The 15,670-nt window shown below is 42.3% G+C and carries 17 protein-coding genes and 2 other annotated features; of the genes, 14 read left to right on the forward strand and 3 right to left on the reverse strand.

Annotated elements, in window-relative coordinates; genetic code table 11:
• Positions 1–168: 168 nt before the first annotated feature.
• The 7 genes from ytxC to HM131_RS08315 all read left to right on the forward strand — a co-directional run bounded on the left by ytxC (position 169) and on the right by HM131_RS08315 (position 5,963).
• Positions 169–987 carry a sporulation protein YtxC gene (gene ytxC, locus HM131_RS08285; protein WP_085029316.1) on the forward strand — a complete coding sequence of 273 codons (819 nt, stop codon included), beginning with the start codon at positions 169–171 and terminating at the stop codon, positions 985–987.
• Between the two features lie 320 nt (positions 988–1,307).
• Positions 1,308–3,254 carry a threonine--tRNA ligase gene (thrS, locus tag HM131_RS08290; protein ID WP_085029317.1) on the forward strand — a complete coding sequence of 649 codons (1,947 nt, stop codon included), beginning with the start codon at positions 1,308–1,310 and terminating at the stop codon, positions 3,252–3,254.
• A gap of 407 nt (positions 3,255–3,661) precedes the next feature.
• Positions 3,662–3,786, forward strand: a sequence feature (ribosomal protein L20 leader region).
• A gap of 78 nt (positions 3,787–3,864) precedes the next feature.
• Complete coding sequence (gene infC, locus HM131_RS08295; protein WP_085029318.1) at positions 3,865–4,368, forward strand: translation initiation factor IF-3; 504 nt, start codon at positions 3,865–3,867, stop codon at positions 4,366–4,368.
• 32 nt (positions 4,369–4,400) lie between these two features.
• A complete protein-coding gene (rpmI, locus tag HM131_RS08300) occupies positions 4,401–4,598 on the forward strand; it encodes a 50S ribosomal protein L35 (protein WP_035509568.1) in 198 nt (65 codons plus the stop codon).
• 30 nt (positions 4,599–4,628) lie between these two features.
• A complete protein-coding gene (rplT, locus tag HM131_RS08305) occupies positions 4,629–4,985 on the forward strand; it encodes a 50S ribosomal protein L20 (RefSeq protein WP_085029319.1) in 357 nt (118 codons plus the stop codon).
• 82 nt (positions 4,986–5,067) lie between these two features.
• A complete protein-coding gene (locus tag HM131_RS08310) occupies positions 5,068–5,352 on the forward strand; it encodes a DUF1294 domain-containing protein (RefSeq protein ID WP_085029320.1) in 285 nt (94 codons plus the stop codon).
• Positions 5,353–5,390: 38 nt separating this feature from the next.
• The gene (locus HM131_RS08315) at positions 5,391–5,963 is read left to right on the forward strand and encodes a TVP38/TMEM64 family protein (protein WP_085029321.1); all 573 of its coding nucleotides are present in this window, start codon (positions 5,391–5,393) and stop codon (positions 5,961–5,963) included.
• Positions 5,964–6,008: 45 nt separating this feature from the next.
• Here the strand turns inward: HM131_RS08315 and HM131_RS08320 are convergent, their stop codons facing one another.
• Positions 6,009–6,416, reverse strand: a complete 408-nt coding sequence (locus HM131_RS08320) for a sigma-w pathway protein ysdB (RefSeq protein ID WP_085029322.1) — start codon at positions 6,414–6,416, stop codon at positions 6,009–6,011.
• Positions 6,417–6,526: 110 nt separating this feature from the next.
• Between HM131_RS08320 and HM131_RS08325 the strand changes: the two genes are divergently transcribed.
• Positions 6,527–7,009: a dUTP diphosphatase gene (locus HM131_RS08325; RefSeq protein WP_085029323.1), complete on the forward strand. Its 483-nt coding sequence runs from the start codon at positions 6,527–6,529 to the stop codon at positions 7,007–7,009.
• Positions 7,010–7,085: 76 nt separating this feature from the next.
• Positions 7,086–8,171, forward strand: coding sequence for a M42 family metallopeptidase (locus tag HM131_RS08330; protein WP_085029324.1), 1,086 nt, complete (start codon positions 7,086–7,088; stop codon positions 8,169–8,171).
• A 268-nt stretch (positions 8,172–8,439) separates the two neighbouring features.
• Here the strand turns inward: HM131_RS08330 and sspI are convergent, their stop codons facing one another.
• Complete coding sequence (gene sspI / locus HM131_RS08335) at positions 8,440–8,658, reverse strand: small acid-soluble spore protein SspI (RefSeq protein ID WP_085029325.1); 219 nt, start codon at positions 8,656–8,658, stop codon at positions 8,440–8,442.
• Positions 8,659–8,776: 118 nt separating this feature from the next.
• On the opposite strand from sspI, the gene HM131_RS08340 reads away from it, so the two are divergent.
• The 3 genes from HM131_RS08340 to pheT all read left to right on the forward strand — a co-directional run bounded on the left by HM131_RS08340 (position 8,777) and on the right by pheT (position 13,319).
• Entirely contained in the window at positions 8,777–9,511 is a 735-nt protein-coding gene (locus HM131_RS08340; RefSeq protein ID WP_085029326.1) for a TrmH family RNA methyltransferase, read from the forward strand.
• A gap of 61 nt (positions 9,512–9,572) precedes the next feature.
• Positions 9,573–9,793, forward strand: a binding site (T-box leader).
• A gap of 48 nt (positions 9,794–9,841) precedes the next feature.
• Positions 9,842–10,876, forward strand: coding sequence for a phenylalanine--tRNA ligase subunit alpha (gene pheS, locus HM131_RS08345; protein ID WP_085029327.1), 1,035 nt, complete (start codon positions 9,842–9,844; stop codon positions 10,874–10,876).
• Positions 10,877–10,892: 16 nt separating this feature from the next.
• Positions 10,893–13,319, forward strand: coding sequence for a phenylalanine--tRNA ligase subunit beta (gene pheT / locus HM131_RS08350; RefSeq protein WP_085029328.1), 2,427 nt, complete (start codon positions 10,893–10,895; stop codon positions 13,317–13,319).
• A 145-nt stretch (positions 13,320–13,464) separates the two neighbouring features.
• Here the strand turns inward: pheT and rnhC are convergent, their stop codons facing one another.
• Complete coding sequence (gene rnhC, locus HM131_RS08355) at positions 13,465–14,397, reverse strand: ribonuclease HIII (RefSeq protein ID WP_085029329.1); 933 nt, start codon at positions 14,395–14,397, stop codon at positions 13,465–13,467.
• A 178-nt stretch (positions 14,398–14,575) separates the two neighbouring features.
• Here rnhC and zapA point away from each other — a divergent pair, with 178 nt between their 5' ends.
• Positions 14,576–14,869: a cell division protein ZapA gene (zapA, locus tag HM131_RS08360; RefSeq protein WP_085029330.1), complete on the forward strand. Its 294-nt coding sequence runs from the start codon at positions 14,576–14,578 to the stop codon at positions 14,867–14,869.
• Positions 14,862–15,404 (forward strand): CvpA family protein, encoded by a 543-nt coding sequence (locus tag HM131_RS08365; RefSeq protein WP_085029331.1) that lies wholly within the window; start codon positions 14,862–14,864, stop codon positions 15,402–15,404. The genes zapA and HM131_RS08365 overlap by 8 nt, the downstream gene beginning before the upstream one ends.
• Positions 15,405–15,670 lie beyond the last annotated feature (266 nt).

A 15,670-nucleotide genomic window follows, 5' to 3' on the forward strand; every position in this document is an offset into this window, starting at 1 on the left:
TTCTTAAAAAGCATGTTTCCCCCTTCCTTTTCATAAATATAAGATGGAAAAGACAACCTTATACGTGGACATCCAGCGTCCATTTTATTGCGTTTCTGATCGTTGATCTATACAGGAACACACTTCGGATAAATCAGGAGAGGAAAGTCGGGATGAGGGGGAAACACTGTGATTTGCATACAATTTTCAAAACGGCGTGAAGCTGATTTGTTCTATAATTCAGTTGTAAAAGAGCAAGAACTTTGGCTTTTGAAGGATGAATTGGATTATTATGAAGTTACTTTAGAAAATGAAAATAAGAGTCAGTCCACCTTTCGTGAAATCGTTCAAGCTTGCCTGCAAGTTATTCGGGCGAGAAAGTGGCTAGGCTGGATGGAAGGGGTACTCCGGCATACTTATTATTACGAAGACCGTCGAGAGATTGACAGAATTCTGGAGATCGGTCGTGAGTTTGAAGGGGAACCGCCTTCTGGACTAGCCATGCCCCCTGTGTATAGAAAGATACAATCATTTTTGGAAAATTACGTGACTCTCCATTCGGTGATTAATTTTGACGATATGTGTGCAGACTGTTTAGAGGACAGCCACCGTCTAATTGCAGAATACACAGGGTTCATCATTGATGAGTATAAACAGGAAGAAGCTTACCAACTTTTGCTTGATTCTTGGAGATTCCGTGTACAAAATCGGGATACGGGGGTCACGCTTCTTCACTTATATCAAAACAATGGACTCACGTATTTTCATGATGAAGGCAACCCGATCAGTGAGTCGGAGACTTTATTGTATATGAAACAATATCCCGATGAGTCGATTAAGGATCTGCCTCTTCACTGGTGCATCACTCCAGCGCTTGTTCTCGCTCCTGATCAACTTGTTATTTATACAAACAAACCAGATGATCCGCACCTTGAATTAATACGCAATATTTTCGAAGAAAAAGCTACTTGGAAAGCACAGTCTGAATTTCCATTTAAAATGTCTTGATTTCATGCAGATAAATGGATATAATAACCTACATATTCATATACATGGCTATGAAAAGGACATGAACTCTGAGAGACGCATGATTAGAGAGGGGAGTCATCGGCTGAAAGCTCCTTCTTGACGACTTAGCAGTTTACCACCTTTGAGCTCTACTTATGAACGATTACTAGTATTGAGTAGCGTCTGGTCCGCGTTAAGGATGAACGAAGCCGCATGTGATGCGGGAATTTGGGTGGAACCACGAGTGACAACGCTCGTCCCTTAGTTTTGATGCTAAGGGACGGGCGTTTTTTAATTTTTTAGAAAAGGAGTGTATGAAAATGGCGAATGCGATTCAAATCACATTTCCAGATGGTAATGCAAAGGAGTTTGAACAAGGCACGACTGGTGAAGAAATAGCTCATTCCATTTCACCAGGCTTGAAAAAGCAAGCTCTGGCAATCAAGCTGGATGGCCAGCCTTATGACCTGAGACGTCCGATAGATAAAGATGGAGCCATTGAAATTCTGACATATAAAAACCCAGAAGGGATCGAGGTGCTTCGTCATTCGACAGCTCACTTGATGGCCCAGGCCATCAAACGTCTTTACGGCGAAGTGAAGCTCGGAGTCGGCCCTGTCATTGAAAATGGTTTTTATTATGACATTGACATGGAAGAGTCACTGACTCCAGAAGACTTGCCGGAAATTGAAAAAGAAATGCAAAAGATCGTCGATGAAAACCATGAAATCGAGCGTATTGAATTGTCTCGAGAAGAAGCGAAAGAGAAGTTCCGTGAAATTGGAGATGATCTGAAGCTTGAGCTCATTGATGATATTCCTGAAGGGGAACAAGTGACAATCTATAAGCAAGGGGAATTTTTCGATCTTTGCCGCGGTGTACACGTTCCGCAAACTAGCAAAATCAAAGTGTTTAAGTTGTTGAGCATTTCCGGAGCTTATTGGCGCGGGGACAGTGATAACAAAATGCTTCAAAGAATCTACGGTACAGCCTTTGAGAAGAAGGCCGGTCTTGAAGAGTACCTTCATCTTCTAGAAGAAGCGAAAGAGCGTGATCACCGTAAGCTAGGAAAAGAATTGGACATTTTCACAGTAAATCAAAAGGTCGGACAGGGTCTGCCTCTATGGCTGCCGAAAGGTGCGACAATCCGCCGAACAATCGAGCGTTATATCGTCGACACAGAGGAGCGCCTGGGTTACGATCACGTTTATACACCAGTTCTTGGCAGTGTTGATCTTTACAAAACTAGCGGACACTGGGATCACTATCAGGATGACATGTTCCCGACAATGGAAATGGACAACGAAGATCTTGTGCTTCGTCCAATGAACTGCCCGCACCATATGATGGTTTATAAAAATCAGCTGCACAGCTACCGTAACCTGCCAGTGCGTATTGCTGAATTAGGGACAATGCATCGTCATGAAATGTCAGGAGCGCTTGCTGGACTGCAGCGTGTCCGTGCGATGACATTGAACGATGCCCACATCTTTGCTCGCCCGGATCAGCTGAAGGATGAGTTCAAGCGAGTGGTTCGCCTGGTTCAAGAAGTTTATCATGATTTCGGAATCAACGATTACTATTTCCGTCTGTCTTACCGCGATCCAGAAGATAAAGAGAAGTATGTAGATAACGATGATATGTGGAACAAAGCACAGGCTATGCTGAAAGAGACAATGGAAGATATGGAGCTTGAATACGTAGAAGCGGAAGGCGAAGCGGCATTCTATGGTCCGAAGCTTGATGTCCAAGTGAAGACAGCCCTAGGAAAAGACGAAACTCTTTCCACTGTCCAATTAGACTTCCACTTACCGGAACGCTTCGACCTGACTTATGTCGGTGAAGACGGAAACGACCATCGTCCAGTGGTTATCCACCGTGGTGTTGTTTCTACAATGGAACGCTTTGTAGCATTCCTTATTGAAGAGTATAAAGGAGCCTTCCCGACTTGGCTGGCCCCGGTTCAGGCAAAAATTATCCCTGTCTCTGCTGACGCGCACTTAGATTACGCTAAAAAGCTTGAAGACGAACTTCGTCAAGCTGGCGTACGTGTTGATCTGGATGAGCGTAATGAAAAAATCGGATATAAGATCCGTGAAGCTCAAATGCAGAAAGTACCATTCCAGCTTGTCGTCGGTGATCGCGAAATCGAGGATAACGGCGTAAACGTCCGACGCTACGGAGAACAGGATTCGGAAACGAGGTCAGTGAAGAAATTCATTGAAGAAATCCGTAATGAAATTGATCAGAAGCTATTAAGAAAATAAAGAAGGGATGGCGCGGGATATTGTTCTCGCGCCATTTTTATCTAAGCTGGCTTTGGCTTGGTGCAAGGTGGCGCTGAAATGGTGCAAGCTCGTGTCCAAATGGAGCAAGCGCGGCTTCAAATGGTGCAAGCGCACCCCGGAATGGTGCAAACCCGCCCCAAAATTTGTGTAAAGTCCCGCATCAAATAACCCATCCCTCCCGCACTGAAGGACCTCATACAATTCCGAAACTTTACTCTATAAAGACGTCAACTACTGGAAGAGGAAGAAGTTGTATCTGAAAGTCTCTTGAATTTCACGCTTCAATCCTTTATCCTTTTAAAAGTAGTCTTCGATATGGTCAACAGATTGTTGACAGGAATCATAAGGCATGCTACTATATATTAGGTAACTGAATGAACGGATCTAGAGACAAGTAGAAGCACCCGCTTCTCACCTGATCGACGCACAAAGCAGTTGGCAGGTCACAAATCCTTTTTAAACGATGGGATACGTGTGGGTGCAGTATGTGTACCGACACTTTTTTAATGTTTAAAAATCTTGTCGATGACAGATCTTTATAAGGTTTTCTAAAATACGATGGAGGTGGCTCAATATTAGCAAGGATAACATGAACGTTAATGAAAAAATCCGTGCCCGTGAAGTTCGTCTAATCGATGTAAATGGGGAGCAACTTGGTATCAAATCCCGTAATGAAGCACTAGATATTGCAGCGAATGCAAATCTTGACCTCGTTATGGTGGCACCAAATGCTAAGCCTCCAGTCTGCCGAGTGATGGACTACGGTAAATACCGTTTTGAGCAGCAGAAGAAAGAGAAAGAAGCTCGCAAGAAACAAACGGTCATTAAGGTTAAAGAAGTTCGTCTAAGTCCGAACATTGAAGAGCATGACTTCAATACGAAGCTTCGTAATGCTCGCAAGTTCTTGTCGAAAGGCGATAAAGTGAAAGCATCTGTCCGTTTCCGAGGTCGTGCGATCACTCACAAAGAGCTTGGGCAGGAAGTTCTTGAGCGTATGGCTGAAGAATGTAAAGACATTGCCCAGATTGAGACCAAGCCTAAAATGGAAGGTCGCAGTATGTTCTTAATGCTTGCTCCTCTTAACGAGAAGTAAGTCTCTGAATCAAGCAAAAGGAGGAAATTCACATGCCAAAAATGAAAACCCATAAAGGTTCTCAAAAACGCTTCAAAAAGACTGGAACAGGTAAGGTGAAACGTTCCCACGCTTTCACAAGCCACTTGTTCGCTAACAAATCTACAAAACAAAAGCGTAAATTGCGTAAAGATGCGCTAGTTTCTGCTGGAGACTACCGCCGCATCAAGCACATGCTTCCAAAAGACTAATCAAGAACGAAACATATAGGAGGGATTCCAATGCCACGAGTAAAAGGTGGAACAGTGACACGTAAACGTCGTAACCGTGTCCTTAAACTAGCAAAAGGTTATTATGGTTCAAAACACGCACTATTTAAAACAGCTAAACAGCAAGTAATGAAATCAGGTCAGTATGCATACCGTGACCGTCGTCAGAAAAAACGTGACTTCCGTAAACTTTGGATTGCACGTATCAACGCTGCAGCACGTATGAACGACATTTCTTACAGCCGTATGATGCACGGTCTTAAGCTAGCTGGTATAGAAGTGAACCGTAAAATGCTAGCTGATCTTGCTGTAAATGATCAGCAAGGTTTCGCAAGCCTAGCAGAACAAGCTAAATCAGCTCTTAAATAAGAACTGTGTAAATATTTCTGAGAAAAAGTCATTTCCGATCGCCAGGAAATGACTTTTTTTTCTTAGATTCGGAGGTTGTACCTTGGAGATCGTATCAGGATTTATCATTACATACATTCTGCTAATTAACCTATGGTTGTTTACTTTAATGGGGATGGATAAGCGCAGGTCCCGGAGAGAAAAGTGGCGTATTAAGGAAAAGACGTTATGGGCATTTGCTTTTCTAGGAGGATCTTTAGGCGGATGGCTTGGGATGAACGTGTTCAGGCATAAGACAAAGCATCGGCCATTTAAGATTGGACTTCCTGTTTTGACCATTCTCCACCTTATTGCCTGGGGGTATCTTCTAAACCAGTTCTATCTCTAATCGCTCTGTCATAATATGTAGACAGGGAGGGGGATGGGATGGGCGAGACATCAGCAGCTGTAATAGCTTGGTTAGAACATCAGGAAGCCTGGGCACCGCTCTTATTTATAGGTATTCACTTGTTACGTCCATTTTTATTTTTGCCTGTCATGCTTGTATGCATCACAGGAGGTGTATTGTTTGGACCCATTGCAGGTTCGGCGTACTCTGTAATCGGCACGATGCTTTCCAGTTTATTGTTCTATCGTACTATTCGATTAGTACCTTCAGGTTTGAAAAGGCTGGGGGCTCTAAAAGAAAAGTGGATGAAAAAGAATGCAACTTTGACCGTTAAACAAGTAGCCGTTTTACGTTTGATCCCATTCATTCATTTTCATTTATTGTCTTATTGCCTAATTGAAATCAGTGCAGATTTTAAAGAATACACGAAGTCTTCATTGTTTGCTAACTTTCCTTTGGCTGTTATTTACACGTCATTGGGACAGTGGATCACTTTATTATCCATTCCATTAATGGTCCTGTTTTCTTCACTGCTTATCGCTTTATGCTTTTTTATTCGTAAAAAATATGAAGTATTTCTTTGGAGAGAATTCTTTCAAACAAGCGCCTAAAGCTAAAGCTACCTCTTGAGGAACAATCCTCATAAGGTAGCTTTTTTAATCATAGTGGTCATCTTTTAATGGATGAATGATGAGCCTATTGACGGGATATTTCCATTCAATCGAAGCGTAGGGGTAACGAATCAGAATCTCCTGTTCAAGAAAATAGAGATCCTCTCTTGTAAGTCCTTGCAGCTTTTCAGGCGTGTGGGCGCTTACGTTGATGTTTACAACTTCAAAGGAATGATCGGTAGTCCCTAAGTATTTTTCGCCTTCGAATACTAGTCCTTTATAGGTCATGAGAAAATTCTGCTTTGTATTTTCCTTGTTGTCATGAAAATAAAATTCTTTTTTATCCCGGGCAAGGTCAAGTTTCCTTCTGGGATTGATGATGAATTTGTAAGCTGTATATAAGATAAAAGCTATCGCGATTAACAATAATAAGCGAAACAAAATGATTATCATAGGATCGTCTCCCTGCATATGGGTTGATAGTTTACATACGTGTGAGAGTGTCTTTACGTTTCAAAAAATGATACATTTATGATGAAAAATTTATTAAAGGAGACATTACTGTGAATTGGGAAAAGCTTTATCAAATGCAAAAAACGCTAGATCAATACATTGAGGAAAATCACCAATTAGCGGATATAAACGTTGTCGACGAAAAAATTCTGGCCCTGCTTGTTGAACTAGGAGAGCTTGCTAATGAAACGCGCTGCTTTAAATTCTGGAGTACAAAACCAGCTAGTGAAAAACAAGTGATCCTTGAAGAATATGTAGATGGTCTGCATTTCTTACTTTCATTGGGGCTTGATCTTGGTTATCGTTATTCTCCGCAGACTGTTCATCCCTACAATACAAAAACTGATGCTTTTCTCAAAGTGTACAGTCACATTGAACAACTTCGGAATGAAACAAATGAAACAACCTATTCAAATGCTTTCCATAGCTACTTACAATTAGGAGAAACGCTGGGTCTTAAGGAAGAAGAACTGATGGACGCTTATCACTCCAAAAATATCGTGAATTATGAACGACAGGACCAGGGGTATTAATCGATCCCTATCTTTGTGAAATCGCTTCAAAAGTTATATAATAGCAGGTGGAGATAAAAAGGAGGAAATGATACATATGGCAAAAAAAGATGAAACTCTGATGATGTTGAAAGATCTAACAGACGCTAAAGGCGTACCAGGTAATGAAAAAGAAGCAAGAGAAGTCATGAAGCAGTACATTTCACCTTATGCGGAGGAAGTATTTACTGATAATCTTGGCAGTTTGATCGCTAAGAAAACAGGAAACAAAAAAGGACCGAGCATTATGGTTGCCGGTCACCTGGATGAAGTTGGTTTTATGGTAACGCGCATTGACGATCACGGCTATCTATACTTCCAACCGGTTGGTGGATGGTGGAGTCAGGTTATGCTTGCCCAGCGAGTGACGATCATGACTCGAAATGGTGATTTAACAGGAATCATTGGTTCGAAGCCGCCTCATATCCTCCCGCCTGACCAGCGTAAGAAAGCAGTGGAAATTAAAGACATGTTTATTGATATCGGTGCTTCCAGCAGAGAAGAAGCAGAAGAATTCGGGGTTAAACCAGGGGATTCTGTCGTGCCGTATTTTGAGTTCACACAAATGAAAAACGAGAAAATGCTTCTTGCTAAAGCATGGGATAACCGCATTGGTTGTGCGATTGCTATTGAAGTGCTGAAACGCTTGAAAGGTGAAAAACACCCGAACATCGTTTATGGCGTAGGAACAGTTCAGGAGGAAGTTGGTCTTCGTGGAGCACGTACTTCTGCTAATTTAATTAACCCAGATATCGCCTTTGGCGTAGATGTCGGAATTGCTGGCGACACTCCAGGTGTGTCAGACAAAGATGCTTCAAGCAAAATGGGTAAAGGTCCGCAGATTATTCTTTATGACGCGTCTATGGTCTCTCATAAAGGGCTGCGTGATTTTGTAACGGATACAGCAGATGAAAATGACATTCCGTATCAATTCGATTCCCTTGCTGGAGGCGGTACGGATTCAGGTTCTATTCACTTGAGTCATGATGGTGTACCAGCATTGTCCATTACGATTGCCACACGTTATATCCACTCTCATGCAGCAATGCTTCATCGTGATGATTTCGAAAATGCAGTCAACCTGATTGTAGAATGCATCAAAGGACTTGACGCAGATAAAGTGCAACAAATTACTTTCAACTAATAAAAAGTACAAAAGCCAGCTCGCATTAAACTGCGGGTTGGCTTTTTTATTGTCTTTAGGTGTGAATCTACATCCAGTCCTAGTGCCTAGCCCACGAAGTCATAGTGTATTGACTTTGTTACTATAAAAAATCATCCACACCATCGCTTATCTTATGCCTGTCGGGGGCCCTCAGGACAGGGTTCAGTTCAACTTTGGCACAGGACGTACCGAACTTAGTTCAACATTCATTGAAAGGACTAAATCCGGCACTCGTGCTTTGTTGCAATTAAGCTTTCTGTTGTTTTAGGCTTTGCTCAAGAGTGTTTAAGATCTCTTGATGTTCTTGCTCATCAGAATTCTCCCAAAGTAATTCGAAAAATACTCCTAATCCAGGAAGCATTTTTTCTTCACCTTTTTGCAAGGCATCATCAATTGTAGCTTCTAATTGCTGAGCATTATGACCGCTTACGTTGGAAAGAATCGCGTTTCTAAGGTTTAAATTCATTTCAGATGTCCTCCTTTACATTTAGGTCAACTCATAAAATTTTCACACTTAGTTTGACCCAAGGGCAGAAAGCTATGTATGATAAGTGAGAAATCAACCAAACAGAAGAGGGAAGAGTATGTTAACTTCATTACAAAATCAAAAAGTAAAAGAATGGAAAAAATTACATAAAAGAAAACATCGAAACCTTAATCGCTGCTTTTTAGTTGAAGGGCATCATTTAGTCGAAGAAGTCATCAAAAGCAATTGGGGTATTCAGGAGTTCATCATTCAAGAAGGCGTTGAATTCCCATTGCCAGATGGAATACCAACGACAGAAGTAAGCAGGCAAGTCTTTGCCGCAATCTCAGAAACAGAAACTCCACAAGGCATCGCGGCGGTAGTAGAACAAAAACAATTTACATTCACTCCCGCGCCTTTAACGTTGATGATTGATGCTGTCCAGGATCCAGGTAATCTGGGTACATTGATTCGGACAGCCGATGCCGCTGGTTTTGATCAGATTATTCTTGGTGAAGGAACCGTTGATCCATATAATGATAAAGTGATACGGGCAACACAAGGATCTTTATTCCATACACCGTTTGTTCAAGAAGACCTTGCAGCCTTTATTTCTGAGTTAAAAAACGAAGGAGTCGAGGTATGGGCTTCCACCTTAGATGAGTCTGTGCCATTCAAACAACTGGACCCGCCCGAAAAAGTAGCCCTTATCGTGGGAAATGAAGGACATGGAATCCAAGAGAAGCTGACCGCTTTAGCAGATAGGCGGGTACACATCCCGATTTACGGTCAGGCTGAGTCCTTGAACGTTGCCATTGCAGCAGCTGTCCTGATGTATCACATGAAAGGATAGGGTTGCATTATCCTTTTTCTTTCTCTATAATTTAAAAATAGTGATGAAAACTTTTATACATGAAAAAGCTTGGATAGAGCTAAGTAGATAATTGTAAATCGATTAAGGGAAGAAGCATCTTGGACTGGAAGTGCTTCTATCGTGGCAGTTATTGAATATTCACTCTGGAGCTGATCACATCTGTGATCCGGATTTATTTCCGTTATTGAACTGAAGTGGGCATACGAAGGTATGTCAACAAGGGTGGTACCGCGAAACGACCAGACTAGTCTCGTCCCTTTTTAGGGATGGGGCTTTTTTTTATTTTCAATTAAAAGGAGGAGTCTTTCCATGAAGGAACGTTTAGAGCAGCTGAAACAAGAAGCGCTGCAAAAAGTGGAGCAGGCGAATAATGTGCAAGGCTTAAAAGATGTTCGCGTTGAATATCTAGGAAAAAAAGGGCCGATTACAGAAGTATTGAAAGGAATGGGCAAGTTATCCAAGGAAGAACGCCCGGTTATCGGCCAACTGGCAAATGAAGTCAGGGAGCAAGTTGCTGAAGCGATTGAATCCAAGCAGACACGTTTGGAGGATGAAGCGCTAGAGAAGCAATTGGAAGAAGAGAGTGTCGATGTAACGCTTCCGGGGCGTCCTGTTCAAGTTGGAGGTCCACACCTTTTGACAAGCATTGTGGAGGAAATTGAAGATCTTTTCATCGGAATGGGCTTTGAAATCAAAGAAGGCCCGGAAGTTGAAACAGATTACTACAACTTTGAAGCGCTGAACCTCCCGAAAGGCCACCCAGCGCGTGATATGCAAGACTCTTTTTATATCACAGAAGAACTTCTTCTGCGTACCCATACATCACCCGTTCAGGCTAGAACGATGAATGCTAAAAATGGAAGCGAGCCCGTAAAAATGATTTGCCCTGGGAAAGTATATCGCAGAGACACCGATGATGCGACACACTCTCACCAGTTTACTCAAATCGAGGGCTTATTGGTTGATAAACATGTGCGAATGAGTGATTTAAAAGGGGTTCTGAATGCTTTTGCTAAGCAAATGTTTGGAGAAGAAAGGAAAATCCGTCTTCGCCCAAGTTTCTTCCCATTCACGGAACCTTCCGTAGAAATGGATATTTCCTGTAAAGTCTGCGGCGGAGAAGGCTGCTCGGTTTGTAAAGGTACAGGCTGGATTGAAATTCTAGGCGCAGGTATGGTGCACCCGAACGTATTGGAAATGGCCGGCTATGATCCGAAAGAATATTCGGGCTTTGCCTTCGGAATGGGACCAGAGCGTATTGCAATGCTGAAGTATGGTGTAGATGATATTCGTAACTTCTACACAAACGATATCCGATTCTTAGAGCAGTATCATAAGGCGTAAAGGAGGATAAAAACCTATGCTCGTATCTTTAAATTGGTTGCAACAATATATTGACGTAAGCGAATATACACCCGAAGAGTTAGCAGAAATCATTACAAAAACAGGAATTGAAGTAGAAAGCGTTGAACCGGTTGCTGAAAAAGTAACTGGAGTTGTTGTGGGTGATGTGAAATCATGTGAACAACACCCAAATGCAGATAAATTATCTCTTTGCCAAGTAGATGTAGGAGAAGAAACATTACAGATCGTATGTGGAGCACCGAACATTGCTGAGGGACAAAAAGTTGCCGTAGCTACACCAGGGGCTGTCCTTCCGGGTAACTTCAAAATCAAGAAAACGAAACTGCGCGGAGAAGAATCGAATGGAATGATCTGCTCGCTTCAAGAACTTGGAGTAGATGAAAAAGATGTGCCGAAAGAATATGCAGACGGCATCTACGTTTTCCCTGAAGAAGTTGAAACAGGATCAGATGCCATATCTCTTCTTAACTTAGATGACATCATCATTGAGCTTGGTCTTACACCAAACCGTGCGGACGCAATGAGTATGGCAGGTGTCGCTTATGAAGTAGCGGCAGCCATTGATGGTAAATATGAGTTAGCCGAAGAAAATGTTCCTACAGCAGATGAAAAAGCCGAGAACGCGATATCTGTGGAAGTTGAGGATCCTGAAGCTAACCCTTATTACGGAGCTTTTGTAATAAAAGGCATTGAAGTCGGTCCATCACCACTTTGGATGCAGAATCGTCTCACAGCTGCAGGCATTCGACCAATCAATAATGTTGTTGATATTACCAACTATGTGCTCATGGAATATGGACAGCCGCTGCATGCTTTTGACTATGACCGATTTGGTAGCAATAAAGTTGTAACCCGACGTGCCAAAGACGGAGAAACAATTAAAACTTTAGATGACCAGGAGCGGACACTAACTTCAGAGCATTTAGTGATTACGAATGGTGAAAAGCCTCATGCCATTGCTGGTGTCATGGGGGGAGCAGAATCTGAAGTTCAGGATGATACGAAAAACATTATTCTTGAGGCAGCCTATTTCAACCCTGCTGTTGTACGTCAATCCTCCAAAGATCATGGCTTGCGAAGTGAATCAAGTACTCGCTTTGAAAAAGGCATCGATCCTAACCGAGTGGAACGTGCTGGAAAGCGTGCCAGTGAATTGCTTGCCAAGTATGCAAATGGCACCGTGTTAGAAGGTGTTGTAAGCTTCGATAAATTGAACCGTTCAGAAAAACAAGTAACGATTGAAACGGGCGTCATCAACGATCGCTTAGGAACAGATATTTCTAACGAAGAAATTAAAGATATTTTACGACGTCTCCAGTTTTCCTACGAAGAAAATGGTGGGGAGTTCACGGTAAGCGTTCCGACACGCCGCGGAGATATCGAACTTTTTGAAGATATGCTTGAAGAAGTTGCCCGCATCTACGGCTACGATAATCTTCCGTTCACACTGCCTGGAGGAGCCTCTCAAGCAGGAGGATTATCATTAAACCAGCAATTGAAGCGTAAAATGAAAGCTTATTTTCAAGGCGCAGGACTGAATGAGACGATCACTTACTCTCTAACCCACGAATCAAAAGCATCCATGCTCGTCAGTCCAGAAATTGAGCGTCAAGCAAAAACCCCAGTAGGGCTGGCTATGCCGATGAGTGAAGATCACAGCCACCTTCGTCTAAGCTTACTACCGGAGTTGCTGACATCTCTTTCTTACAATGTGGCTCGCAAACAAACGGATCTTTCTTATTATGAAGTAGGCACGGTCTTTGTCAGTCAAGAAGATGAGGTGACCACTCAACCTAGGGAAATTCTGCGCGCTTCCGGAGCTCTAACAGGAACATGGCTTGCTCATTTGTGGCAGCAAGAGAAGAAAAACGTTGATTTCTTTGTGGTTAAAGGGATTGTAGAAGGGTTGAGCGATCAGCTTGATATTTCCTTCACTTACGAGAAAGCAAAGCTTCCACAAATGCATCCAGGTAGAACAGCCATTGTTAAAGCCGGAGGAAAAGAAATCGGTTTTATTGGCCAAGTGCATCCGAAGCTTCAAAAAGGATTAGGTCTGAAAGAAACCTATGTATTTGATTTGAATGCGGAAGAATTGTTCAGCCAATATACTAAGGAAGAGGCCTTCCAGGCGATCCCGCGTTTCCCTTCTGTTTCGCGTGATGTCGCGCTTGTTGTAGACGAATCCATTTCAGCGGGGGCTATTGCTTCTACGATTTCTGAGGCTGGTGCACCACTAGTCAAAGATGTTCAAGTCTTTGATGTTTATCAAGGTGAACATTTGCCAGAAGGTAAAAAGTCTCTTGCCTTCAACCTTCTATATCTAGATCCGCAACGTACGTTAAAGGATGAAGAAGTAGAAGAGGCGCATGATAAAATTCTAACTGCCGTTAAGGATCAGCATGAAGCTGAACTTCGCGGATAAATAAAAAGGATGCTCCGAATTTAATCGGAGCATCCTTTTTTATTGATGAAACAGTTATTTAAGTCCTCTTATGAGTTGTTTTAGAAATTTTAGAATACGAGCGAGATAGGGAAGCATAGGGCTGGGTTAAATAAATATCTCAAATTCAACGAACAAGAGCTTTAGCTTTTTTCGTATTTGCAAAATGAACCTTCGCAAGTTCTTCAAGCTTTTCTTCCCCGTAGGCTTTGATGATTTCAGCCGCAGCTTGATCGACTTTCCCAGAGGCTCCTTTGGGAATAGGAAGCCCTGTATCAAATTCTATCTGGTTCATCGCTTTTACAAAAGCTGAGCGGGCGATAATTGAACCTGCAGCGACAGCAATGGAATAACTTTCTGCTTTCGTCATAAAGTAAACATTTTCTTGCAGCTTTAACTTTTCGCTTCTTAGGTGCTTCTCGTAAACCTCGGGTTGAGAGAATTGGTCAATTAAAATGCCGCCTGGCTTTTCGGGAGCGATTTTTTCTAGGAGACGGTCAAGGGCTTGATGGTGCAGAAGTGTTTTTATCTTCCCTTGAGACCACCCTTTCCTTTGCCATTGGTTATACTTTTTATTATTCAATCGTAATAGACTGTAAGGAATCTTTAATGCGACAATATCTTTTGCCAACTCCGTTATTTGGGCATCCGAAAGGTTTTTAGAGTCTCTTACCCCGAGAGACTTCAGTACGGGGATTTGATCTTCCGTAACGTAAGCGGCTGCTACAGTGATCGGGCCGAAATAATCGCCGGTGCCCGCCTCATCAGAGCCAATATGGGAACGGGTGAATAAAGATGAATCCGGGTGAAAGGCATGGGTTTTCTTTGATTTTGCTTTTGGCTGAGATGTTGTTTGTTCTGCACTTCCCCAACGAGTCGCTTCTGCATCAGGGTTTTTACCTTGAAATAGAACTTTGCCGGACTTGTAGGCAGTAATCGTGCAGTTGCTCGTTTTGGCAGCAAAGACCGCGTTTTGCGGTGTAGCTTTCAACTGTTTATTGTAATAATCTTTCATTTGTTGGACTCTTGAAGGTGTTACTTTTAATACAACTTGTGGCATATTGGTGTCCTTTCTATTAAAAAACTAAAATATATGTAGGTTTGATGAAGCGATCATTTTCTATCCAGTATAGCAAAGTCATGGAAAAAATAGAACATTTCCTAAAAACGTCCATATTGGTTTCCTAATTGAACTTCTTCGTGTTACTATTATGTTTAGGATTGAGAAACTAGGGGGTATGGACGTGTCGCAATCAGACCAAGAGAAAAAAAGAATTACAGTGGAGATCAATAAACGTTCTTACACTATAGTTGGTCATGAAGAGCCCCATCATATCCGTATGGTATCCAGCCTTGTTGATCAGAAAATGCGTGAAATCCATGAAACGAACCCAAGTCTGGATACAGCTAAGCTCGCTGTTTTGACCGCTGTGAACACAATGAATGAATATATAAAATTAAAAGAAGAATGCACGGAATTAATGAACTACATTGAAAAGAAAGAGGAAGAGGACGAAAAGAAAAATGATTGATTTACTGTTGCTGCTTATTTTGATAATTGGAATATTTACCGGCCTGAGACGTGGATTCATCCTTCAATTGTTCCACTTAATCGGGTTTATAGTGGCTTTTGTCGTAGCCGTGATGTATTATGACGATCTATCTCCGAAATTGACGCTTTGGGTACCTTATCCCGAACTTCCGGAAGACTCTTCCTGGGCATTTTTTGCAGACAGCTTGCCATTAGAGCAAGCCTTTTATAATGCAGTGGCCTTTGCCATCCTGTTCTTCGGAGTGAAAATCATCCTACATATCATCGCTTCTATGTTGGACTTCGTAGCTGAATTGCCGATCTTGAACTCCTTAAACAAGATCTTAGGCGGTGCCCTTGGGTTTGTTGAAAACTACGTCATTTTGTTTGTGCTTTTATATATAGCTGCACTTGTTCCACTGGAAATGGTACAGAACGCATTGGATGGATCGATACTTGCTCAACTAATCATTGAACATACACCAATGTTTTCTGAGCAATTGAAGACATTATGGATCGAACATGTAGCTGGCTAGTGAGAAGTGTGGATAGTGAGATTTTGAGCCGCTATGATTTCGATCATGGCGGTATTTTTATTGGCTAAAAATGAAAGATCATATTTTTGAGGTGTGAGGTTTGCTTCCAGCCCCAATCCTAACCCTTCTGGGGCGTAGGTCTTAGTTTTGCCCCGCAGAACGAGAGTCAGCTCGATATTGGCACATGAGGTGCCGACTGAACATTCTATTGAGTGACCAAATCGCGCCCTTGCGCTTTCGTTCGGGATGAATAAGAATGAGGAGTC

It is taken from the genome of Halobacillus mangrovi (assembly GCF_002097535.1).
GTDB lineage: Bacteria > Bacillota > Bacilli > Bacillales > Halobacillaceae > Halobacillus > Halobacillus mangrovi_A.